The organism is Sphingopyxis sp. sgz302558, from assembly GCF_057220455.1.
On the sequence record NZ_JBXPUZ010000001.1, the window covers coordinates 915,103 to 937,454 of the forward strand.

Genomic DNA, 22,352 nt, shown 5'->3' on the forward strand with positions numbered 1-22,352 from the left:
ATCCCCAATGGAAGAGCGAATCGGTTCTTGTTCGGTTTGCGACCTTCGGCATTTACCTATCAGCAACCATGATTTGTGCAATCATTACACGCGCTTGATGCACGCATTTTCGTCCCGGAATGATACATATTCCGGCGGGCTGACCCTACCCGGCCTTGCCGATCAGCCCCGGCATCCGCTTGAGCAGCGGCGTTACCACGGGCACCGTCAGCATCGTGCTGCCCACCGCCATCAGCAGCAGCGCGGTAAAGGCGGTGTTCGAGATGATGTCCTTGTCCAGCAGCACATTGGCGAAAATGATCATGATTAGCGCCTTGGTTTGGAGCAGCCAGCCGACCAGCCACGCCTCCCCCTTTTGCCAGCCCAGTACGCGCCCGGCGATGGCAACCCCGCCCAGCTTGCCAACGATGGCCGCCACAAGCAGTAGCGCGGCCGCAGCAAAGACCGCAATACCGCCGCCATCCCATTGGGTGCGCAGGCCCGTCGACAGGAAAAAGACCGGCATCATGGTCAGCAGCACGACGCCGCGGAACCGGTCCATGGCCTCATGCCCGAACCACTTGGCATCAAGAACTGTGCCTGCCAGAAACGCGCCGACCATATAGTGGAGCCCCGACCAGTCGCCAGCCAGCCCACACAATGCCAGCCAGACCAGCCCTACCGCCCACCGATCTGCTTCGCGCAGGCGCGGCATGAGCCGCCGGATGGCCCAGGCGGCGATGGCAAAGCCGATCAGGAAGACCAGTTGGCGCCCGATCCGTTCCCAATCCAGCAGAATGATGGCCAAAACCGCCCAGATAGCGATATCGTCGAGGCTGGCATAGCGCAAAATGCGCTGGCCTAGCGGGGCGCGCAATATCGCCATCTTTTCCATCAGCAGAACCAGTATCGGGATGGCGGTGACCGCGCAGGCCATGCCGATGCCCGCCACTGCCTGCCAATGCGCGCCCTCTGGCCCGCGCCAGCCCGGCCATTGCAGCAGGAAAGCGGCCGCCAGAGATCCCAGCAGCAGCGGCACGCCAAGGGCCAATCCCGCCGTTACACTGGTTTCGCGCCGGTGCTGCCACGCCTCGCCCAGTTCCAGCTCGATGCCCGCGACCCACACGAACAGCATCACCGCCCACCAGGCCACGCCGTTCAGCGCGGTGATCACATCGGGGCGAAAGACGAAATCATAATAGGCCGGAAAGGCCGCGCCGAGCACGCCGGGGCCAAGCAAGATGCCGCCGACGATCTGCACCACCACCAATGGCGCCCAATAATCGGTACGCCCGAGCCGCCACACCAGCCACGGCACGGCAAAGATGATCAGCAGTGCGATCAGATAAATTTCGGTTAAGTTCATGCGACCCCAGCTTTCGCGGCCATAACTGATTGGAGACTATTGGCAATGCGACGTGCGGCGTTAACCGGCGCCGCGCCTCGCGTCCCAGGCTGGCACATTGCAAAAATTAACCAGCCTTGCAAACGACCGGGCGGTGAACGCCAGCTAATGGCAATGAATGTCCATCCGCTTCCTGCGCCCGCGCCCGCTGACCGCGATAGCGATGCTGATTGCCCTGGCGATGGTGATTCCAGCGCAGTCGCAAACCGACGGCGCACCTTATGTCATCGCTGAAACCGGGCAGGCGTTCATGCGGCTGCAGGACGCGGTCAACGCGGTCGGCGACGGTGTCGGTACCATCCGCATCGCGCCCGGCACGCACCGTGATTGCGCAGTGCAGGTGTCGGGCCAGATTGCTCTTGTCGCGGTCGAACCGGGTACTGCCATCTTCGACAGCGTGACGTGCGAGGGCAAAGCTGCACTGGTGCTGCGCGGTGCCGGGGCCAGCGTCGACGGGCTGGTGTTCCAGAATTTGCGCGTGCCCGACGGTAACGGCGCTGGCATCCGCCTGGAGCGCAGCGACCTAAGTGTCAGCAACACATTGTTCCGCAATAGTGAAGAGGGCATCCTCACGCACGATGATCCCGCCGCGACGCTGACCATCGACCGCTCGACCTTTTCGCGCCTTGGTCGCTGCGACCGCGGGCTGTCGTGCGCGCACAGCGTGTACGCCGGCATCTGGGGCCGAGTAATCGTCACGCGCAGCCGCTTTGAAAAGGGCAGTGGCGGCCATTATTTCAAGGCGCGGGCGGTTAAAGTCGACATCAGCGACAACAGCTTCGACGACAGTCAAGGCATTGGCACCAACTATTTGATCGACCTGCCCTCTGGCTCGGTCGGGCGGATAACGAACAATCTGCTGGTGCAGGGTCGCAACAAGGAAAACTATTCGGCACTGATCGCCGTTGCTGCTGAGGAGCGCAAGAATCCGTCGGCAGGGCTGGTTATTGCGGGCAATCGAGCGACGCATCCCAGTGATTTGGGCCGCCGCACGGTATTTGTCGCGGACTGGAGCGGCGAGGCACTGGCGATTGGCGTGAACGAGCTCGGTGAAGGTTTGGTAAGGTTTGAGCGGCGGTAAGCCACTCTGCAATCCCTACCCCGTCCGCCCTGAGCTTGTCGAAGGGATGTCCTTTTCTTGACCGTCGCCAAAAAAGAACGACCATTGGAAAAGCTCAGGGTAGGCAGAGTTGGGGTCGGTTTCAGGCCTCGCCGCGCGTTTCAATGAGTGATGCCGCCAGCGCTTCTGTCGGGGTCTTGCCGCCCCACAGGATGAACTGAAACACCGGATAAAAACGCTCGCACTCGTCAATCGCGGTTTCGATCAGCGTTTCGGCGGCATCAAGCCCTAACGCCCCGTCGCTGCCCACCAGCAGACCGTGACGATAGAGGATTGTCCCGCTGTTCGACCACAGCTCGAAATGGCCCAGCCACAATTGTTCGTTGATCAGCGCCAGCGCCTCGTGCGTCACGCTCTTCTGGTCCTCAACCACGCGAATGTCGGGAAAGGCGAGCAGCTGGATCACCCGATCTTCGCCGCGCCACACCGCGCGCAGCTCGTAATTGGTCCAGCTACCCTGCACTGTAGCGACAATCTCGTCCTCGCTGACCATTTCGTGCGGCCAGCCATGCGCCTCGAAATAGGCGCTGATCATGTCAATCGGCGCGGCTTCCTGTTCGTCGTCGTCGTAGATATTGTCGCTCATCACCTCGCCGCTTTAGCGGGCAGGGTCGGGGAAGGCGAGTCAATCAGTCCTTGGGCTTGGCGGCACGCTTCGGCGCGGCGGGCTTGGCAGCTGCAGATTTGCCCTCCAGCGCGTCGAGCCGCTGTTTCAGCGCCTCGGCTTCGGCGCGCGCGGTGGCGGCCATTTGCTTGACCGCTTCAAATTCCTCGCGGCTGACAAAGTCCATGCGGCCAATCCATTCCTTGGCGCGCTCGCGCATTGCCGCCTCAGCCTCGCGGCCCGCCCCGGCCACAGTGCCGGCGACGCCGTTCATCACGCGCGCCAGATCGTCGAAAAAGCGGTTCTCACTTTGCATGGGTCATTCCTCTGCCGGTTGAAGCGGACTGGCATTGATTTGGGAGCGCGCGGCGGCGGGTGCAAGGGTTTCGGCCTCTGGATTGAGCTGGTCGAACGCGAAATTCAGCATGGCAGCAAAGCTGATCCAGCACAGATAGGGCACGAGCAGCCACGCGGCGATGCTACGAATGCGGCCAAAGGCAAAGGCGGTGGCAATCGTCACCGCGATCATGAACAGAATCAGATAGAAAGCCGCTGATATCTGGTGCGCAGCAAAGAAGAGCGGCGACCAAGCCAAATTGGCAAGGTATGCGGTGGCGAACAGGGCCAGCGCCGCCCGACGACCCTGGGCCCCGCGCGCGTTCAGGATCATCGCTAGCGCTAGCCCCAAAAGCGCGTAGAGGACTGGCCAGACCACCCCAAATGCCCACCCCGGCGGCATGAAATCGGGGATGACCAGCGCGTCGAACCAGGGGTTGCCAAAGCCGCTGTTTGAAAGAAGGCCCGACAGGCTGCCGAGCAGCACCGTCGCAGGCACTGTCACCAGCGCCCAGCGGACGAAGGACATGCGCAGCTGATCGGGAGTGGCGAGTTCGGTCATTGCGGACATTCTTTCCATAATTTTCGCGCATCCCCGAGCGAAGACGAGGGGCCGCTTCGAGCGAAGCGAGAATTGCAGAGGTGCAGCCGCGACTGCGCCCGGCATAGTCCCTCGTCTTCGCTCGGGAAAACGGGTGGCTTGTTGCGGCTGGTTCAAAGCGCGTCAAGCCGTGCCGTTCGTCGCCGCCACCAGAAATTCGACGTTGCCCTCGGGCCCGGTGATAGGGCTGGTCATCAATGCATCTATCCGCCAGCCGATGCTGCCCAGCCACGCCTGCACTTCGGCGCAGACGCGCGCATGCACAGCGGTGTCGCGGACCACGCCCTTCTTGCCGATTTCGTGCCGCTCGGCCTCGAACTGCGGCTTGATCAGCGCGATCAGCCGCGCGCCCGCTTTGGCAAACCCCAGCGGGACGGGCAGCACCTTGGCGAGGCTGATGAAGCTGGCGTCACACACAATCAGGTCAACGGGTTCGGGAATATGGATGGGCGTGAGGATGCGTGCGCTGATTTGCTCGAGCACAACGACGCGCGCGTCCTGCCGCAATTTCCAAGCCAGCTGGTTGGTGCCCGAATCAACCGCATAAACCCTTGCAGCGCCGCGCGACAGCAGCACATCGGTAAAGCCGCCGGTCGAGCTGCCGACGTCGATGGCCACAGCATCGGTGACATCCCATCCCAGTTCGGCAAGCGCATGATCCAGCTTCAACCCGCCGCGCGACACCCACGGGTGATCGCGTCCTTTCAGGGTCAGGACCGTATCTGGAGGCAATTGCTGCCCCGCCTTGTCGACCTTGCGGTCGTCGACGAAGACCAGCCCCGCGAGGATCAATGCCTGAGCCCGCGCCCGGCTTTCGGCATGGCCCTGCTCGACTAGCAACTGGTCGGCGCGAACTTTGGCCACAGCTAAATTTCGTCATTGCAAGCGTAGCGAGGCAATCCAGATCGGTTTACGCCAGCCCTGAATTGCCTCGCTACGCTTGCAATGACGTTGTTCATCGACCCTCAGCCCTTTCCACCAACAATCCCGGCGTCAAGATCTGCGGTAGCACCTCAGGAGCGTCTTTACCGGGCGCATACCACAAATACAGCGGTAGGCTGTTGCGTCCCTGCGCAGCCAGCGCCCGGGTGATGGCGGGGTCGCCGTTCGTCCAGTCGCCGGTCAGCTGCACTACCCCCGCCTTGTCGAACGCCGCCTGCACCTCGGCACGGCCGATGCTGGTTTGTTCGTTGACCTTGCAGGTGATGCACCAGTCGGCGGTGAAATTGACAAAAACCGGTTTGCCCGACGCGCGGGCAGCGGCGAATGCCTCTGGGGACCACGCCGATGATGCCTTGGCGGCGATGGCAGCGGGGTCATGACGTGTAGTCCCGACCTGCTGCCAGAGCAGCCACGCCAGTCCCAACGCAGTAATTGCCATCGGCAGCGCCAGCCACTTGCGGAAAGTCGCCATCCATGCGCCGGGCTTTGGCAGACGGCGGCGCAGCGCGGGCGAGTAAGCGATGGCGACGAAGGGGAGGGCGAGGCCCAGCCCCAAGCCGCCGAAAATCGGCAGCGCGGCGGCGGCGGGCAGCGCGAGCGTCGCGCCCAGCGCCGCACCCATAAAAGGTCCGCTGCACGGCGTCGCGACAAAGGCAGCGAGCGCGCCGGTGGCAAAGCCGCCTTTTGCTCCGCCTGCGCGCGTCAGCGCATCACCTCCGCCGAAGCTCGGCAGTTCAAAAAGCCCGAGCAAATTAGCCGTGATGGCCAGCGTCAGCAGCAACAATGCGCCCACACTCCACGGATTTTGCAACTGGAATGCCCAGCCAATCTCGGCCCCGCCTGCGCGCAGCGCGAGTAGCAGTCCGCCGAGCAGCAGCGCGACTGCGACCGCACCCGCCGCATAGGCCAACGCCTCGACTTTTGCCTCGCGCGCATCGCCGCCAGCGCGGGCCAGACTCAGTGCTTTCAGGCTCAGGATTGGAAACACGCAGGGCATCAGATTGAGCAGCAAGCCGCCCAGCACTGCCCCGCTGAGCGCCCAGCCGAACAGGCTCCAGTCAATGCCGCCTGACGCCATCATCAGCGGCTGGCCCGCCGCTGGCACCGCACCGGGGGTGAGTTTAACTTCGAGTCCGCGTGCACCTTGCAACCGCAGCAGCGCTTCGGCGGGTCCAGCCGCATCCCCTTTCAACGGTGCTTCGATAATCAGCCAGTCGCCGTTGCGGCTGAAGCTTTGCGGCGCGCCATAGTCGATCAGCTTGGTCGTTGCGACGAACAGATGCGGGTCGCTGATCGCCACGTCTTCTGGGATTGGCAGGCCAATTCGCAGCGTATCACCCCGGCGCTCCCACCGTCCGCTGCGGTCGAGCAACGGCGGCAGCGCCGCGCGCCAGGCGTCGAAGCGCCCATCGGCCTTGACCGCTGCACCCGGCTGCCCTGCGGTCAACTTGACCGCGATGACGGCTTCTTCCGGCACGCACACCTCGTCGGTGCATGCCAGCCAGAGTGCCTTGCCACTGAAGCTGAGATCGGTCCCTGGCGCAACATTGTCCGCCACTTGCACCCGCGCCAGCAGGGCATAGGGTTGTTTGTAGACATGGTTCATCAGCCCGAACAATACGAGTGGCTCGGGCACTGGATAATCGAAAGCCCCTACCGTCACGCCGTCGGGCAAATCCCATTCGATTTTTAACCCAAACCCGGCATCGCCGCCGTTCTTCCAATAGCCGTGCCACCCCGGTTTGGGCGTCATCAGCAGCGCGAGGGTCGTCGTGCCGCCGGGCCCGGGAGTGCTGTGTTCGGCGATCAGCTGCGGACTAATGTTGGTCGGGAGCGGCGCCTGCGCGATGGCTGGTGCAGCGAAAATCGCGGCAAACCACAGCAGGATCAGACGCAGCAGGGGGAAGTGGGGATTGGTCATCATCGTGCAGTTCTTGCCCTATAGTCCAGTTTGCAGCAGAGCATAGCCACCCTCTTTGTCACTCCCGCGCAGGCGGGAAATCATCACCGGAGCGTACGGCATGGTACATCGGCCAATTTCATCAGCAACACGTCGGCGATGGATCCCCACCTTTGCGTGGACGACGAGGGTAATGGCAGCCTGCGCCGCCTTATTCTCGTCAGCAATTGCTGTTGCCCAGTCGCAACCTGCACCCAAGCTGATAGTGGTCATCGCCGTCGATCAGTTCTCCGCCGACCTGTTCGCCGAGTATCGCGGGTTGGTTACCGGCGGGCTCGCGCGCTTGGCGCAGGGCGCGGTGTTTCCATCAGGATATCAGGCCCACGCGGCAACCGAAACCTGCCCAGGCCATTCGACGATTCTGACCGGTAGCCACCCTGCGCGAACCGGCATTGTGGCGAATCACTGGGCCGACCCCGCGCTCCAACGCGACGACAAGCGGGTCTATTGCGCTGAAGACCCGTCAGTGCCCGGATCCACGTCGAGCAATTACGCGCCGTCGGTTGCCCATCTGCTCGTGCCGACACTGGGCGATCTGATGAAGGCGCGCAGCCCTTCGGCGCGTGTCATCGCGGTCGCTGGCAAGGATCGCGCGGCGATCATGATGGCGGGAAAGTCTGCCGATGAAGTGCTGTGGCTCGATGCCAGCGGGCTAACCAGTTACCGCGGCACAGCGCTGTCGCCCACAGCACAGGCCGCGGGTGCCGCAATCGCCAGCGCGATCAACACTGCTCGCCCGCCACTTGATCTGCCCGTGGCTTGCGCCGCGCATGACGTTCCGATTCCGATTGGCACGGCCAAGCAGGTCGGGACCGGCCGCATGGCCCGCACGGGCGGCAATCTGCGCAGCTTTTTGGCGACTCCAGAAGCCGATGGCGCGGTGCTCGCTGCCGGAGCGGCGTTGCGTGCGGCCAACCGGATGGGCGAGGGCAGCGGAACCGACCTGCTGATTCTCGGGTTGTCGGCGACCGATTATGTTGGCCACAGCTATGGCACCGGCGGCAGTGAAATGTGCCTGCAAATGCTGTCGCTCGATCGCGATCTGGGTGATTTCTTCACGCGGCTGGACGCGACCGGGATCGACTATGCCGTTGTGCTGACCGCCGATCATGGCGGCCACGACATCCCCGAACGCAACCGCCAGAATGCGCTGCCTGGTGCAGAACGGATCGACGGCACCTTTTCACTGGCTGCTCTGGGTGATGCCGTGGCGGACGAACTCGCGCTGCCCAAACCGCTGTTTTTGGCCGAAGGCAGCGACCTCTACCTGAACCGAGCGCTTACCCCGGCGCAGCGTGCGCGCGCCGAAGCGGCAATGGCCGCACGGCTGATGGCCCACCGCCAAATTGCGGCCGTGGTCACTCGCGCGCAAATGATGGCCATGCCGCTGCCGACCGGCAATCCGCTGAACTGGAGTGTCGAACAGCGCCTGCGTGCTTCTTTCCACCCGCAACGGTCGGGCGACTTATTGTTCGCGCTGCGGCCCAATGTCACGCCGATCACCGACACGGATGCGGCGACGCCAGGCCGTTATGTCGCCACGCACGGGTCGGTATGGGACTATGACCGGCGCGTGCCGATGCTGTTCTGGCGAAAGGGGCTGGCGGGGTTCGAACAGCCCAACCCGGTGATGACGGTCGATATCCTGCCGACGCTGGCCGCCTTGATAGGGTTGCCGATCGATTCGGCCCAAATCGATGGGCGCTGTCTTGATCTGGTTAGCGGCCCGACAACCAGTTGCCCCTGACGACATCATCGTCTAGCGGAGCGCGCTATGGCGACATCTTTGGGGACATTTACCGGCGGGCTGCTGCTGGTCGGTTGCGGCAATATGGCGGGGGCGATGCTGGCGCGCTGGATCGCAGCCGGACTCAACCCAGCGCGGGTGCAGGTGGTCGATCCGGCTCCGACGGCGCTGCCGGCTGGCGTCACCGCACATGCCAGCATGGCCGACTGGGCGGCAAGCGGCGCGCGCGTGCAATGGGTGATGCTGGGGGTCAAACCGCAACAGCTGGGAGATATTGCCGCGCAGGTTGAACCATTTGTCGGTACTGACTCGCGGCTGGTGTCGATCCTTGCGGGCGTTTCCCTCGCCGATCTGGCGGTGCGGTTTCCGGCGGCCAAGGCGCATGTCCGCATTCTGCCCAACCTGCCTGCGCGCATCGGCGCAGGGGTGACGGCGGTCGCGGCGACCGGCACCGATGCCAGCGATGATGGTGTGCTCGATGCGCTGCTCACGCCGTTGGGCAGCGTGCTGCGGCTCGCCGACGACAGCCAGATGGACCTCGTCACTGCCTTCACCGGCAGCGGCCCGGCCTTCATCTTGCGGCTGATCGAGGCCTATGCGGCGGCGGGCGAGCGACTGGGATTCACCTCTCACGAGGCGCTTGCCCTCGCGTCGGCGACTTTTGGCGGCGCGACGGCTTGGCTCGCCAGCAGCGGTGAAATCCCTGCGACTCTGGTCGCCCAGGTCGCCAGCAAAGGTGGCACGACGCAGGCGGGGCTCGACGTGCTCGACGCCGACGGGCGATTGGTTGCACTGATGACCGAAGTGCTCCGCGCTGCACGCGATCGGGGCCGCGAACTGGCCGATATCGCGCGGGGCTAAGCTTCCCCCAGCCCCTTCACCCGGTCCCGCTCGCGCGCCGGGATCAGCGCCTCGCTCACCCGCCAGAAACCCGTCACCGCCTCTTGCCCGGCGGCGGAATAGGCGCGGCCCATGGTATCGCGCAGCGGCGCGAACAGCGCGGCCTCCAAAGCCTTGCCCGCATCTGTGAGGCGCAGCTCCTTTTGCCGCCGGTCGCGATTGCCGGGGCGGGTGACGACCAGCCCGCGGGCTTCCAATGGTTTCAGCGCGCGGCCCAGCGATTGTTTGGTGATGCCCAGCAGCGCCAAAAGCTCGCTGACCGTCAACCCCGGCTGGCGCGCGATGAAATAAAGCGCGCGATACTCGGCACGGCCAAGCCCCGCTTCGGCAAGCGCCGCGTCGATGGCGCGCCAAAAATGACCATGACCAAAGAACAGCAGCTCGATTCCGCGGCGCACCTCCGCTTCGCGTAAGAAAAGGGCAGAGGCCGCGGGTGTTTGCGCAAGATAATTTTCGTCGCTCATTGCTGCTAAAGTTGCGCGGCCCGCCTTCCTTTGGCAAGAGCGCGCTTCCCTGCCTCCGAAAGCCAAACCATGACCGCCTTTGCCCATGATCCGCATCCCAATCCGACGCCTGCTGAGCGGCGCGCGGCGCTGGTGGCCGATCCGCAATTTGGGCGCGTGTTCACCGACCATATGGTCAGCGTGCGCTATAAAGAAGGACAGGGCTGGCACGATGCGCGGTTGATGCCGCGCGGTCCGCTGACGCTCGATCCTGCAACGGCGGTGCTGCATTATGCGCAGGAAATTTTCGAAGGATTGAAAGCCTATAAGCTCGACGGCGGCGAAATGGCGCTGTTCCGCGCCGACGCCAACGCCGCGCGCTTCAACGCCAGCGCGCGCCGCATGGCGATGGCCGAATTGCCCGAAGGCTTGTTCGTCGATGCGTGCAAGGAACTGATCCGCGCCGACGCCGACTGGTTCCCGGCCGCCGAGGGCGGGTCGCTTTACCTGCGCCCCTTCATGTATGCCAGCGAGGCCTTTCTGGGGGTCAAGCCTTCGGCCGAATATCATTTCCTGGTTATCGCCTCGCCGGTGGGCAATTATTTCAAATCGGGCGCGCCGGCGGTGTCGCTGTGGGTGTCCGAAGATTTCACCCGCGCTGCGCCGGGGGGGACCGGGGCAGCCAAATGCGGCGGCAATTATGCGGCTAGCCTGGCCGCGCAGAGCGAGGCCATCGCCAAGGGCTTTGACCAGGTGGTGTTCCTCGACGCCGCCGAGCGCCGCTGGATCGAGGAACTGGGGGGCATGAACCTGTTTTTCGTGTTCGCCGACGGGCGTATCGTCACGCCGCCGCTGACCGGGACGATCCTGCCCGGCATCACCCGCGACGCGCTGATGGTGCTGGCGCGCGATGCGGGGCTGACGGTCGAGGAACGGCCCTATGCCATCGATCAGTGGCAGGCGGATAGCGAGAGCGGGCGGCTGACCGAAACCTTTGCGTGCGGCACCGCCGCGGTGGTGACGCCGGTGGGCAAGGTGACGCGCGGCGATGCCAGTTTCACCATCGGCGCAGGCGGGCCGGGGCAGGTGACCGCGATGCTGAAGGACAAACTCGTCGCCATCCAGCGCGGCCGCGCCGCCGACCCATATGGCTGGGTGCAACGCGTTTAGCGAGCGCTTGCCATCCCTGCGCCCCGCGCTATAGCGCAGCCCAGTCCGGCCGATGGGGCGTAGCCAAGCGGTAAGGCAGCGGTTTTTGGTACCGCCATGCGGAGGTTCGAATCCTCCCGCCCCAGCCAGACTTTTCCCGCGAAAAAATGGCGGAAATCTCAGAAAGTAGACGCCAACCCCTACCCCCTCCTGTTCTGATATTCGGGGGGCGAACAGCCTGAACCTTTCACCTTGTTCCACCGCTGGCGAAAGTGGACAGCGTCGCGCCCGTTGTCGGCACGCCGCAGCCCTTCAGGTCGCATCAGAAGCAGGGTCAGGAGCAGAAGCGTCGGCATGGCCTAGGTTAAGGCAGATTGCGCGCATGTAGGACAGCGTTTTTTTACAGCCGTTTATTGCGGATCGAAATTCAGCGCGATTCAGCCGACTGTTGCTGTGACACCATGGCGCCAATCAAGGCAGTGTCGGCAAATTCAACCAGCGATGTGGCCTTCCCATCTTCGTCGAACTCCCACAGCGTGAAAACCTGCGTTTGATGTTGCGGGCCACCGCCGGTCGACACATCCAGGCTAACGACTGCGGCCGCCCGATTCCCATCAATCACCGCGTCCATCAGCTCAGCGCGGTGGAAACGGAACTGATCGATCAGTTCGCCAACCGCCTGCCGGGCATCGCGCTGCCGGGTTAGTGCCGCCCCCATGATTTCTTCATTGCCTGCCAGCTGATAGGTTGCACCCCCGGCCCAGATTTCGGCAAACTCGGCTTTGTCGCCGCCGACACGCCGGACGTAGATTTCCTCGATTGCCGCAATAATCCGCGCGCGACTCAGCATCGCCGATACTCCTCACATTGCGCTGCGGAGAATACGCGATTCGAACGCGCTGACCAGTCACCGCATCGTCAACCGCTCATAGCGCTCCAGCTGTGATCCGGGCGTGCCGAATTGCTTTTCGATCATCGCCTAGCGGTTGAAATTATGGCCGGTCCTAAGCTCGTCGGTGATGCCGATGCCGCCGTGGGACTGGATCGCGCGCTGGCCGACGAATCTGGAGCTGCGCGCGACTTTGGCCTTGGCCACGTCGGTGCTTACTTGCCCTTGAACACCGCCGCGCGGCGCTCGACAAAGGACATAATGCCCTCGGCTGCGTCGGCGCTGTTCATCACCCGGTCGCGGACAGTGGCAACGGCGGCAATCGCGGCCTGCTCGCCAGCCTCGATATATTTTCGGCCGGCTTCCTTGGTCACCTGGATGCCCAACGGCGCGTTGGCGGCAATGGCCGCCGCCACCGCCATGGCGCGCTCCACCTGCTGGCCCGCCGGCACCACTTCTTGCACCAGCCCGATACGGTGCGCCTCGGCGGCCCCGAATTCGTCGCACAGGAACAGATGATACATGGCGTTGCCCCATCCGGCGCGGGTGATGTAGCGGAAATGCGCGCCGCCCAGCGGGGCGATGCCGCGTTTCGATTCCATCTGGCAGAACCGCGCATCGTCGGCTGCAATCACGATGTCACCGGCTAGCGCCAATTCGATGCCGATGGTGAAGCAGATGCCCTGAACCGCCGTGACGATGGGCTTCTTGGCCTGGCTGACCAGCCCAAAGGGATCGACATTGCCCGGCGGCACGGGCTTGGCGGTCGCGCCGGGACCGAAAAATTTGGGCATGTCGAGGCCGGCGGTGAAATGGTCACCCGCCGCGCAGAGCACGCCAACCCACAGATCGGAATCGGCGTCGAGCTCGGTCAGCGCGGCGCTCAGTTGCTGCATCATTTCGGGAATGAAAGCGTTCTTCTTCGCGGGGTTGTCGATGATGATTTTCAGGACATGATCGTGGCGCTCGGTAATCACGCGGCCTTCGCTGGCTTCGGTCATGATGTGGTCCTTCAGGGTTAGGGGCAGGGATTAAGCGAAGTAGGAAATGCCGAGCCATTCGGCGATCAGCGCGGGCTTTGGTGCGCCATCGATTTCGACTGTCACCTCGCTTTTCGACAAAAATTCCTTAGGGCCGCGGTCGACAATTTCTTTGAGGACAAAGCGGCCGCGAATCTGGCTGCCCGCGCGCACCGGGGTGAGCATCCGCACCTTGTCGAAACCGTAGTTGACCGCCATTGCGCGGCCCGCAATTTTCGGCTGGGCGTCAAAGGCCATGGCCGCCAGCATCGACAGGCTGAGGAACCCATGCGCGACCGTGCCGCCAAAAGGTGATGCCGCAGCGCGGTCGGGATCGACATGGATGAACTGATGATCTTCGGTCACATCGGCAAAGGCATCGATGCGCGCCTGATCCACCATGAACCAGCGCGACACGCCCAGTTCCTGACCCACCAAAGCGCGATATTCATTGACGGATATTTCGGTCATGCAGACATCCTTTCGGGTTGGGCGCGCAATCAAACGGCGGTGACACCGCCGTCCACCGCCAGAGTCTGGCCGGTAATGTGCTTTCCAGCCTCGCTGGCGAACAACAGCACCGTGCCCTTCAAATCCTGATCATCACCGATGCGGCGCAGCGGCGCGGCGTTGGCGAAGCGTTCGACGCCGTGTTTTTCAAATGTTCCCTTGGTCATTTTCGACGGGAACATGCCGGGCGCAATGGCGTTGGCGGTGATGCCATATTTGCCCCAGGAAGCGGCGAGCGCGCGGGTGAAGTTGATGACCGCGCCTTTGCTGGTGTTATACGCGACCAGCCCATCGGCGCCGCGCATGCCTGCCATCGACGACATGTTGATGATCCGGCCATAGCGATTGGGGATCATCGACTGTTTCGCGATGCGCTGCGACAGCACGAAGAGCGCGCGGATGTTGAGGTTCATGATTTTGTCAAAAGCATCGATCGGATGGTCTTCGGTCGGTGCGCCCCAACTCGCGCCGGCATTGTTGACCAGAATATCGACCTTGCCGAGCCTTTCGATGGCGGTTTCGGCGAGCGCAAAAATATCCTCGTCACGACCATTGTCGGCGACAACATAGCTGACGTCGATGCTGCGGCCTGCGAGGTGTGCCTGCGCCTCGACCAGATCGGCCTCCTTGCGCGAGGAAATGACCAGCCGCGCGCCATAATCACCCAGCGCCTCGGCAATCTGGATGCCCAGCCCGCGCGAGCCGCCAGTGATGAGGGCGGTCTTGCCGTCGAGATCGAATAAGTTGCGGGCGGACCCCATGATCTTTGCTCCCCAGCGTCGGCTTGCGCTGTAGCGCGCAAGCTGCCATCAGCATGATGACTATCATGCTTCTGCATGATGCAGATCATGCAGAACGTCAAGTCACTTGTCGAAGGGAATTGGGCCCATGGGATATTCGCAGGCGCAGAAAGCCGAAAACCGGGAACGCATCCTGGCGCTGGCAGCCGCAAAAATTCGCGAGGATGGAATAGATGCATTGGCCATCGGTCCGTTGATGGAGGCAGCGCAGCTGACCCATGGCGGTTTTTACGGGCATTTCGCCTCGCGCGATGCGCTGGTGACGGCCGCAATCGAGCGTGCTTTGGCCGACGGATCCACCAAAGCCCACGCCCGCTCGGCTGACACTATTGCCGACATTGCGCGCAGCTATCTCAGCCGCCGCCACCGCGACACGCCTAGTGAGGGATGCGGTATCGCGGCGATGGCGGGCGAAACCGCGCGCGCAGATACGGACAGTCGGGCAGCAATGGCACGGCATATTGCCGCCTTTGCAGATGGCCTGCGACCGCATGTTGCCGACGATGATGATGCCATGCTGGCGGTCAGCGCGCTGGTCGGCGCGCTGATCATCGCGCGCGTGCTGCCCGATGCTGCTGCGTCTGACCGCTGGCTGAAAGGCGTGCAGACCGCGACGGCGCGGCTGCAGGATTAGCCGCCCATCGTCAACCGCTCATAGCGTTCCAGATGCCAGTCGGGCGTGCCGAACTGGTTCTCGATCATCGTTGAGCGTTTGAAATAATGGCCGATGGCGAGTTCGTCGGTGATACCGATGCCGCCGTGGGTCTGGATGGCGTTTTGCCCCACAAATTTGGCGCTGCGCGCGACTTTGGCTTTGGCGAGGCTGACGGCGGCCATGCGTTCGCCCGCGGGCAGGTCGATTTTCAGCGTGCCCATCAGCGTCATGGAGGCGGCCTGTTCGACCTCGATGAACATGTCGGCCATGCGGTGCTGCAGCACCTGGAACTTGCCGATCGGCTGGCCAAACTGCTTGCGTTGCTTCGAATATTCGAGCGTGCCGTCGTGCAGTTTGCGCAAAGTTCCGACGCCCTCTGCACACACCGCCATGGTTGCTTCGTCGATAATGCGTTCGACAAGGTCGATCCCGCCGGCGAGATGCGCGTCGCCCGGAATGGCGACATTTTCGAAATAAACCTCGGACGCACGGAAGCCGTCGACCGTCGCATAGTCACGCCGGGTAATACCCGAAAGGCCCGCCTCGATCAGAAACAGCTCGACGCCCGCGCGTTCGCGCTGGCTGCCGCCCGTGCGCGCGGTGACGAGCAGGTGCGTCGCCCACGGCGCGGCATAAACCACCGCCTTGTGGCCGTTCAGGACGAACCCGCCGCCGTCAGCTTTCGCGCTGGTGCGGATATTGGCGGGGTCATACCGCCCCTGCGGCTCGGCATAGGCAAAGGCGATGATTGCCTCGCCGCCGATGATTGCGGGGATCAGCGCGTCGGCGAGCGGGCCGGGCGCGGCTTTCAGCGCTCCGCCACCGATGACAACAGTCTGAAGATAGGGCTCGATGGCAATGGCCTTGCCCATTTCCTCCATGACGATGGCGTTTTCCAGCGCACCGCCGCCCAGCCCGCCGACGTCTTCCGCAAAGGGCGCAGAGAGCATGCCAAGTTCGGTCGCGAGCGCCGACCAGATGCCGGGGTCGCGGCCTGCCTCGCTGCTGATCATCGCGCGGCGTTTGTCGAAATCATAGGTGTCGGCCAGGAAGCGCGCCAGCGTGTCGCGGATCATGTCCTGCGTTTCGGTGTAGGTGAAATCCATGGGTGTCCTCGGTCTTGATCGGCTCCCCGGCAAGAGCCGGGGTCCAGTGTTGGGCAATGGACGGTACCTTGCCGCCCTGGATCCCGGATCAGGTCCGGGATGGTTTTGGAATTATCCTATAATCCCAAAACCATCTTCGCGATGATGTTGCGCTGAATTTCGTTCGACCCGCCGTAGATCGTCGTCTTGCGCATATTGTAGTAATGCGGGGCGACGCGCTGGGCGAAATCGGGGCCGATAGGGTGCGCATTGTCGCCTTCACCGAACGAGCGGAAATAGGGCGCGCCATAATGGCCCGCCGCTTCCAGCGCGAGCTCGGTGATGCGCTGCTGGATTTCCGACCCCTTGATTTTGAGCAGGCTCGACTCCGGCCCCGGTCCGCGCCCTGCGGCTTCGCCGGCGAGGCTGCGCAGTTCAGTAAACTCCAGTGCGGTCAGGTCCATCTCCAGCTCGGCGACCTTGCGCTTGAAGAAGGGGTTTTGCAGCAGCGGGCGGTCACCGTCCATTTCGGCGGTGGCGATCGATTTGATTTTCTCGACGCCGCGCTTCGACGCCGCCACCCCGGCAATGCCGGTGCGTTCGTGCGCGAGGAGGAACTTCGCGCAGGTCCAGCCCTTATTTTCCTCAAACACGCGCTGGTCGACAGGGACGCGCACATCCTCCAGCCACACTTCATTGACCTCATGCTCGCCGCCCAATGTGATGATCGGGCGCACGGTGACGCCAGGCGATTTCATGTCGATCAGGAGGAAACTGATGCCTTCCTGCTGTTTCGCGTCCTTGTCGGTGCGGACCAGGAAAAAGCCCCAGTCGGCGTGCTGCGCCATGGTGGTCCAGGTTTTCTGGCCGTTGACAACATAATGGTCGCCATCGCGGACCGCCGTGGTGCGCAGCGAGGCAAGGTCGCTGCCCGAGCCGGGTTCCGAATAGCCCTGGCACCACCAATCCTCGCCCGACAGGATCCGCGGCAGGAAATGCGCCTTCTGCGCCGGCGTGCCAAAGGTGTAGATGACGGGGCCGACCATCGCGAGGCCAAAGGGCATCAGGCGGATACAATCGGCGCGCGCGGTTTCTTCGGACCAGATGAAGCGCTGCGTCGGGGTCCAGCCAGTGCCGCCATATTCGACCGGCCAGGCGGGGGCGACCCAACCCTTTTTGTGCAGCACGCGATGCCAGGACAGAAAATCCTCTTTGCCCAGCTCGTCGCCTTCATCCTGCTTGCCGCGCAGTTCCTTGGGATAATTTTCGGCGATGAAGGCGCGCACTTCCTGCTGGAAGGCCAGATCTTCGGGGCTGAATTGCATGTCCATGGCGGCTCTCCTCATCGTCAGTGTGACGCGCGAAACGGGTGAATTCAAGTTACCGTCCGTTTACGTAAACGTCAATCAGCATTGGCGACGCGAAGTTTGGCCGCCCGCGCGCGCCAGTTCGCCGCCAGCACGTCCAGCCCGGCCAGTTCGGCGAGCGCCGCTTGCCCCTCGGTGCTCTTGTGGCCACCGCCGATAAGCACATGAAAAGCGCGCGCGACAGACCAATGCGCGGCACCGCGGGCCACTTGCTCGATCGCATCGCCCGGCGCGACGCAGCCCCCCTCGATCACCCGAAAATAGAAACCGCCGCGCCCGCTGCGGATAACATCTGCGGCCATGCTTTTCAGGCCAAAATGATGATCAAGCTTCCAGCACGGCTGGCGGCCTTGTGCGACTTCGAACAGCGCGGTGCCGATGCGGAACCGGTCGCCGATATGCACGCGCTCCTCGGTCAGCCCGCGTGCGGACAGATTTTCGCCGAAGCCGCCCGGTGCGACGAGGCGCGGATGGTCGCCCAATTCGGCGCGCCAAGCCGCATAATGTTCGGCGGGGTAGAAATGCACCGCTTTGTCGGGTCCGCCATGAACCGTCGGGTCGGCGACCTGATCGCCCGCAAACCCCGTTGGGCCCACCGCGACCGGCGCGCTGACCGGCGTCCGCGCCATGCTGCTCATCCCGCGGCTGGGGTGAAAGGGCTGCGGCGTGCCAACCAGCAGGGCGTCGAGCGAAGTGCGGATCATGGCTTGCTTGCTATCATCTGCGGCCCTGCTTTTCATCCCCTTGCCTTTTCGCACCGCTCCGATAGCTTCAAAGCCGAGTGGAGAGGGGGCGGTATCGGACAGGGGCAACAAGTCATGGCAGAGCAAAGGGCAGCCTTTGACGAAATGCTGGGCCCGGACGGCGCGGCGCGCGGCCCCTATGGCGATTTTGCCGATTGGTTTGCTGCGACCCAGCCGGACCATCTGCGCAGCAAGGCGCAGGAGGCCGAGGCTTTTTTCCGTAAGACCGGCATCACCTTCAACGTCTATGGCAGCGACGATGCCGACGAACGGCTGATCCCCTTTGACATTGTGCCGCGCATCGTGTCGGCGCGCGAATGGCGCCGGCTATCGCGCGGCATCGAACAGCGCGTGCGCGCGATCAACGCCTTTCTGCACGACATTTATCATCGGCAGGAAATATTGCGCGCAGGCCGCATCCCCACCGCGATGATCGCGCAGAACGAAGCTTTTCTGCCGAAGATGGTCGGGGTCGACCCGCCTGGGGGCATCTACACACATATTATCGGCACCGACATTGTTCGCACGGGGCCGGATGAATTTTACGTGCTGGAGGATAACGCCCGCACCCCTTCAGGGGTCAGCTATATGCTCGAAAACCGGGAAACCATGCTGCAGATGTTTCCCGAACTGTTCAGTCGAATTCCGGTACGCGAGGTCAGCGACTATCCCACCCGCCTACGCCGCTCGCTGGCCGCGTGCGCGCCGCCCGCCTGTTCGGGCACGCCGACGATTGCGGTATTGACGCCCGGCATTTTCAATTCGGCCTATTTTGAACACAGCTTCCTTGCCGACCAGATGGGGGTCGAATTGGTCGAAGGGCATGATTTGCGCGTGGTCGACGGGCGGATCGCGATGCGCACGACGCAGGGCTACAAGTCCGTCGATGTCATCTATCGACGCATCGACGATGATTATCTCGACCCGCTCAATTTCAAACCCGAATCGATGCTGGGCGTGCCGGGCATTTTGGATGTCTATCGCGCCGGCGGGATTACGATCGCCAACGCCCCCGGAACGGGCATTGCCGACGACAAAGCGCTCTACAGTTATATGCCGGAAATCGTGGAATTTTATACCGGCGAGAAACCGCTCTTGCCCAATGTGCCGACCTGGCGATGCAGCGAGCCCGACCAGCTCGCCGAAGTGCTCGACCAGCTGGAGCAGCTGGTGGTGAAGGAGGTCCACGGGTCGGGCGGTTATGGTATGCTGGTCGGCCCGGCGGCTTCCAAGCGCGAGGTGGCAGCGTTCAGGGCCAAATTGATCGCCAACCCCGCCAAATATATCGCTCAGCCGACGTTGGCGCTGTCGACCGTACCTATTTTCACGAAGAAAGGCCTCGCGCCGCGCCATGTCGACCTGCGGCCGTTCGTCTTGGTGTCGCCAGGGGGCATTGAAATTGTGCCGGGCGGGCTGACGCGGGTGGCGATGACCGAAGGCTCGCTGGTGGTCAACAGCAGCCAGGGCGGCGGCACCAAGGACACGTGGGTGCTGGATGATTAGGGGCGTGCCACGATGCTAGGCAAGAACGCTTCCGGTCTGTTCTGGATGAGCCGTTATCTCGAGCGTGCCGAGGCGCAGGCGCGGTTGGTAGAGGCGGGCTTCCGTATCGCGCTGACACGGGCATCGGCGGCGGTGGGCGAGTGGGAAAGCCTGCTTTCGACGGTGGGCCAGCTCGCCGCCTATCGCGCGGTGCACGGCGAGCTCGACTCGCCGCGGGTGGTGGCCTTTTTGCTTAGCGACCGGGGCAATCCCGCAAGTGTCATTAATTTGGTGAAGGCCGCGCGCGACAACGCCCGGCTGGTGCGTGTATCGCTGACACGCGAAGTGTGGGAAGCGATCAACGAAACCTGGATCGTACTCGACGCTCGCCTGCGTGGCCGCATCCGCGCCGCCGACCTGCCCGATTTGCTTGCGCTGATCCGGCGCCAGAACGCGCTGGTGCGCGGCGCTATGGCAGGAACGCAGCTGCGCCATGACACCTATAATTTCCTGCGCCTCGGCACCTTTATCGAACGCGCCGACAACACAGCGCGCATCCTGGACGTCAAGTATTATCTGCTGCTTCCCAGCGTCGCGGCGGTCGGTTCGACGCTCGATATGGTGCAATGGGAAACCATCCTGCGCTCGGTGTCGGCGCAGCGCGCCTATCACTGGCTGAACGGCCCCGATTCGACCGCGCGCGGGATCGCCGAATTTTTGATCCTCAACCCGCAAATGCCGCGCAGCCTGGCCTTTTGTCATGCCAAGCTGTGCGACAACCTGGCGCATCTGGCACATGAATATGGCGAAGCCAGCCCGGCGCATCATGTCTGCGCCGACATTGGCGCCAAATTGCTCAGCCAGTCGATCGACGCCATCTTCGACAGCGGGCTGCACGAATTCATCATCAAATATCTGGTCGCCAACAACCTGCTCGCGAACCAGATCGCGCTTGATTATCGCTTTGTGGCGGACTGAACGGGGTTAAGTTGAACAAAATGCGTCTCGCCATCCGGCACCACACCACCTATCGCTATTCGGGCCCGGTCTCCTACGCGCTGCAACAGTTGCGGCTGACGCCCAAGGATCGTCCGGGTCAGCGCGTCATCGACTGGCAGCTGGCAGTTACCGGCGGCCAAACCCAATTGTGCTTCAACGACCAGCACGCCAACCATGTCGACCTGGTCAGCATCGCGCGTGGCGGCAGCGAAATTACATTGAGCTGCACCGGCACCGTCGAAACCGAAGATCGGCACGGCATTGTCGGCGCGCATGGTGGGCATCTGCCGCTATGGTATTTTACGTGCGAAACCCAGCTGACCCGCGCGGGCAAAGCCACGCGGGCGGTGGCCAGGGCCGTGGCGCCCGATGCCGACCCGGTGGCACGGCTCCATGCCCTGTCGGCGCTGGTGCGCGGCGCCATTACCTATGCACCCGGACACACCCATTCCGAAACCAGTGCCGAACAGGCGTTGGCGCTGGGTTATGGCGTGTGTCAGGACCATGCCCACGCTTTTTGCGTTGCGGCGCGGTTGCTTGGCTTTCCGGCGCGCTATGCCTCGGGCTATTTGCTGATGAATGATCGCGTCGATCAGGATGCGACGCACGGCTGGGCCGAGGCCTATGTCGACGCCATCGGCTGGATTGGCTTTGATGTTTCAAACGGAATTTCGCCCGACGCGCGCTATGTCCGCGTGGCAACGGGTCTGGACTATCGCGACGCCGCGCCGGTAACCGGCATGCATTTCGGCGGGATGGGCGAAGAGATGCTTGTCACGGTGAACGTGCAGCAGCAATAAGCTTTCACACGGGCAGGGGAGCGAGTCACGGCATGACCTATTGCGTTGGATTGCGGCTGAACCGGGGTCTGGCCTTCATGGCCGACACCCGCACCAACGCGGGTGTCGATGACATTAGCATGGTCAAGAAAATCACCAGCTGGGAAAAAACAGGCGAGCGCGTGATCACGTTGATGAGCGCAGGAAATCTGGCAACGACGCAGGCAGTGGTCAGCTTGCTCGACGAACGGTCAAAAGCGCCCAAAGACCGCAACCCTTCGATTATGGCCGCGCCTTCAATGTTCCAGATCGCGACCATCGTCGGCGAAACTTTGCGCGAAGTCGTGCGCGGGCGCGCCGGTGAAGGGTCGCCCACGGCGCAATCACCCTTTTCGGCCACCTTAATCGTTGGCGGGCAAATCAAGGGCAGCGAGCCGCGCCTGTTCCTGATTTATCCGCAGGGCAATTTTATCGAGGCCGGCAATGACACGCCGTTTTTCCAAAGCGGCGAGACCAAATATGGACGCCCCATATTGGTCCGCGCTTTTGATCCGGGGATGACCTTCGAGGATGCGGTGCGACTGCTGATGGTGTCGTTCGACAGCACCATCCGCGCCAATCTGGCGGTCGCGCCGCCGCTGGACCTGGTCATCCACGAACGCGACCAGTTTACCATCGGCGCGACGCGGCGGTTTGAGGCGACCGACCCTTATTTCCGCGCCATTAGTGACCAGTGGAGCCACTCGCTGCGCGCCGCTATTGACGGACTGCCACGCTTCAGTTTTTAACGGGTGTTATCGAGCTCTGTTTCCGCTGGATTGATACCGCCAGAGCGACA

The 22,352-nt window shown here is 63.1% G+C and carries 24 protein-coding genes and 1 tRNA gene; 10 read left to right on the forward strand and 15 right to left on the reverse strand.

What is annotated here, in order from left to right; genetic code table 11:
* Positions 1 to 145: 145 nt before the first annotated feature.
* On the reverse strand, positions 146 to 1,345 hold the full coding sequence (locus AC2TC0_RS04550) for a cation:proton antiporter (protein ID WP_484716293.1): 1,200 nt from the start codon (positions 1,343 to 1,345) through the stop codon (positions 146 to 148).
* A gap of 157 nt (positions 1,346 to 1,502) precedes the next feature.
* Here AC2TC0_RS04550 and AC2TC0_RS04555 point away from each other — a divergent pair, with 157 nt between their 5' ends.
* Positions 1,503 to 2,465, forward strand: coding sequence for a right-handed parallel beta-helix repeat-containing protein (locus tag AC2TC0_RS04555; RefSeq protein WP_484716294.1), 963 nt, complete (start codon positions 1,503 to 1,505; stop codon positions 2,463 to 2,465).
* 121 nt (positions 2,466 to 2,586) lie between these two features.
* Here AC2TC0_RS04555 and AC2TC0_RS04560 read toward each other — a convergent pair whose 3' ends face one another.
* The 6 genes from AC2TC0_RS04560 to AC2TC0_RS04585 all read right to left on the reverse strand — a co-directional run bounded on the left by AC2TC0_RS04560 (position 2,587) and on the right by AC2TC0_RS04585 (position 7,160).
* The gene (locus AC2TC0_RS04560) at positions 2,587 to 3,090 is read right to left on the reverse strand and encodes a type III secretion system chaperone family protein (protein ID WP_484716295.1); all 504 of its coding nucleotides are present in this window, start codon (positions 3,088 to 3,090) and stop codon (positions 2,587 to 2,589) included.
* 43 nt (positions 3,091 to 3,133) lie between these two features.
* Positions 3,134 to 3,424, reverse strand: coding sequence for an accessory factor UbiK family protein (locus tag AC2TC0_RS04565; RefSeq protein ID WP_484716296.1), 291 nt, complete (start codon positions 3,422 to 3,424; stop codon positions 3,134 to 3,136).
* 3 nt (positions 3,425 to 3,427) lie between these two features.
* Positions 3,428 to 4,006 (reverse strand): TspO/MBR family protein, encoded by a 579-nt coding sequence (locus AC2TC0_RS04570; protein ID WP_484716297.1) that lies wholly within the window; start codon positions 4,004 to 4,006, stop codon positions 3,428 to 3,430.
* Between the two features lie 162 nt (positions 4,007 to 4,168).
* A complete protein-coding gene (locus AC2TC0_RS04575) occupies positions 4,169 to 4,909 on the reverse strand; it encodes a TlyA family RNA methyltransferase (RefSeq protein ID WP_484716298.1) in 741 nt (246 codons plus the stop codon).
* A gap of 91 nt (positions 4,910 to 5,000) precedes the next feature.
* Complete coding sequence (locus tag AC2TC0_RS04580) at positions 5,001 to 6,908, reverse strand: protein-disulfide reductase DsbD family protein (RefSeq protein WP_484716481.1); 1,908 nt, start codon at positions 6,906 to 6,908, stop codon at positions 5,001 to 5,003.
* An 18-nt stretch (positions 6,909 to 6,926) separates the two neighbouring features.
* Positions 6,927 to 7,160 (reverse strand): hypothetical protein, encoded by a 234-nt coding sequence (locus tag AC2TC0_RS04585; protein ID WP_484716483.1) that lies wholly within the window; start codon positions 7,158 to 7,160, stop codon positions 6,927 to 6,929.
* Between AC2TC0_RS04585 and AC2TC0_RS04590 the strand changes: the two genes are divergently transcribed.
* Entirely contained in the window at positions 7,081 to 8,694 is a 1,614-nt protein-coding gene (locus AC2TC0_RS04590) for an alkaline phosphatase family protein (protein WP_484716299.1), read from the forward strand. The genes AC2TC0_RS04585 and AC2TC0_RS04590 overlap by 80 nt on opposite strands.
* Before the next feature lie 27 nt (positions 8,695 to 8,721).
* Positions 8,722 to 9,555, forward strand: coding sequence for a pyrroline-5-carboxylate reductase family protein (locus tag AC2TC0_RS04595; protein ID WP_484716300.1), 834 nt, complete (start codon positions 8,722 to 8,724; stop codon positions 9,553 to 9,555).
* Here the strand turns inward: AC2TC0_RS04595 and AC2TC0_RS04600 are convergent.
* Positions 9,552 to 10,058 carry a MarR family winged helix-turn-helix transcriptional regulator gene (locus AC2TC0_RS04600; protein ID WP_484716301.1) on the reverse strand — a complete coding sequence of 169 codons (507 nt, stop codon included), beginning with the start codon at positions 10,056 to 10,058 and terminating at the stop codon, positions 9,552 to 9,554. The two genes, AC2TC0_RS04595 and AC2TC0_RS04600, sit on opposite strands and share 4 nt — an antisense overlap.
* Positions 10,059 to 10,127: 69 nt before the next feature.
* Between AC2TC0_RS04600 and AC2TC0_RS04605 the strand changes: the two genes are divergently transcribed.
* Both AC2TC0_RS04605 and AC2TC0_RS04610 read left to right on the forward strand, forming a co-directional pair.
* Positions 10,128 to 11,207, forward strand: a complete 1,080-nt coding sequence (locus tag AC2TC0_RS04605; protein ID WP_484716302.1) for a branched-chain amino acid aminotransferase — start codon at positions 10,128 to 10,130, stop codon at positions 11,205 to 11,207.
* 53 nt (positions 11,208 to 11,260) lie between these two features.
* A tRNA-Gln gene (locus AC2TC0_RS04610) sits at positions 11,261 to 11,335 on the forward strand.
* Positions 11,336 to 11,613: 278 nt separating this feature from the next.
* Here AC2TC0_RS04610 and AC2TC0_RS04615 read toward each other — a convergent pair.
* The 4 genes from AC2TC0_RS04615 to AC2TC0_RS04630 all read right to left on the reverse strand — a co-directional run bounded on the left by AC2TC0_RS04615 (position 11,614) and on the right by AC2TC0_RS04630 (position 14,365).
* Positions 11,614 to 12,036, reverse strand: a complete 423-nt coding sequence (locus AC2TC0_RS04615; RefSeq protein WP_484716303.1) for a nuclear transport factor 2-like protein — start codon at positions 12,034 to 12,036, stop codon at positions 11,614 to 11,616.
* 254 nt (positions 12,037 to 12,290) lie between these two features.
* Complete coding sequence (locus AC2TC0_RS04620; RefSeq protein ID WP_484716304.1) at positions 12,291 to 13,076, reverse strand: crotonase/enoyl-CoA hydratase family protein; 786 nt, start codon at positions 13,074 to 13,076, stop codon at positions 12,291 to 12,293.
* A 30-nt stretch (positions 13,077 to 13,106) separates the two neighbouring features.
* Positions 13,107 to 13,565 (reverse strand): MaoC family dehydratase, encoded by a 459-nt coding sequence (locus tag AC2TC0_RS04625; protein WP_484716305.1) that lies wholly within the window; start codon positions 13,563 to 13,565, stop codon positions 13,107 to 13,109.
* Between the two features lie 29 nt (positions 13,566 to 13,594).
* Entirely contained in the window at positions 13,595 to 14,365 is a 771-nt protein-coding gene (locus AC2TC0_RS04630) for an SDR family oxidoreductase (protein WP_484716306.1), read from the reverse strand.
* Positions 14,366 to 14,492: 127 nt separating this feature from the next.
* On the opposite strand from AC2TC0_RS04630, the gene AC2TC0_RS04635 reads away from it, so the two are divergent.
* The gene (locus AC2TC0_RS04635; protein WP_484716307.1) at positions 14,493 to 15,038 is read left to right on the forward strand and encodes a TetR/AcrR family transcriptional regulator; all 546 of its coding nucleotides are present in this window, start codon (positions 14,493 to 14,495) and stop codon (positions 15,036 to 15,038) included.
* Here the strand turns inward: AC2TC0_RS04635 and AC2TC0_RS04640 are convergent.
* The 3 genes from AC2TC0_RS04640 to AC2TC0_RS04650 all read right to left on the reverse strand — a co-directional run bounded on the left by AC2TC0_RS04640 (position 15,035) and on the right by AC2TC0_RS04650 (position 18,215).
* Positions 15,035 to 16,165 carry an acyl-CoA dehydrogenase family protein gene (locus tag AC2TC0_RS04640; RefSeq protein WP_484716308.1) on the reverse strand — a complete coding sequence of 377 codons (1,131 nt, stop codon included), beginning with the start codon at positions 16,163 to 16,165 and terminating at the stop codon, positions 15,035 to 15,037. The genes AC2TC0_RS04635 and AC2TC0_RS04640 overlap by 4 nt on opposite strands.
* A 116-nt stretch (positions 16,166 to 16,281) precedes the next feature.
* On the reverse strand, positions 16,282 to 17,475 hold the full coding sequence (locus tag AC2TC0_RS04645; protein ID WP_484716309.1) for an acyl-CoA dehydrogenase family protein: 1,194 nt from the start codon (positions 17,473 to 17,475) through the stop codon (positions 16,282 to 16,284).
* Positions 17,476 to 17,546: 71 nt separating this feature from the next.
* Positions 17,547 to 18,215: an MOSC domain-containing protein gene (locus tag AC2TC0_RS04650; RefSeq protein ID WP_484716310.1), complete on the reverse strand. Its 669-nt coding sequence runs from the start codon at positions 18,213 to 18,215 to the stop codon at positions 17,547 to 17,549.
* A gap of 114 nt (positions 18,216 to 18,329) precedes the next feature.
* Here AC2TC0_RS04650 and AC2TC0_RS04655 point away from each other — a divergent pair, with 114 nt between their 5' ends.
* Genes AC2TC0_RS04655 through AC2TC0_RS04670 form a run of 4 tightly spaced genes read left to right on the forward strand, consistent with a single transcriptional unit; the run spans position 18,330 to position 22,302 of the window.
* Positions 18,330 to 19,757, forward strand: coding sequence for a circularly permuted type 2 ATP-grasp protein (locus AC2TC0_RS04655; protein WP_484716311.1), 1,428 nt, complete (start codon positions 18,330 to 18,332; stop codon positions 19,755 to 19,757).
* A 12-nt stretch (positions 19,758 to 19,769) separates the two neighbouring features.
* A complete protein-coding gene (locus tag AC2TC0_RS04660) occupies positions 19,770 to 20,714 on the forward strand; it encodes an alpha-E domain-containing protein (RefSeq protein WP_484716312.1) in 945 nt (314 codons plus the stop codon).
* A gap of 20 nt (positions 20,715 to 20,734) precedes the next feature.
* On the forward strand, positions 20,735 to 21,535 hold the full coding sequence (locus tag AC2TC0_RS04665) for a transglutaminase family protein (RefSeq protein ID WP_484716313.1): 801 nt from the start codon (positions 20,735 to 20,737) through the stop codon (positions 21,533 to 21,535).
* 32 nt (positions 21,536 to 21,567) lie between these two features.
* Positions 21,568 to 22,302, forward strand: a complete 735-nt coding sequence (locus tag AC2TC0_RS04670) for a proteasome-type protease (protein ID WP_484716314.1) — start codon at positions 21,568 to 21,570, stop codon at positions 22,300 to 22,302.
* Positions 22,303 to 22,352: the final 50 nt, after the last annotated feature.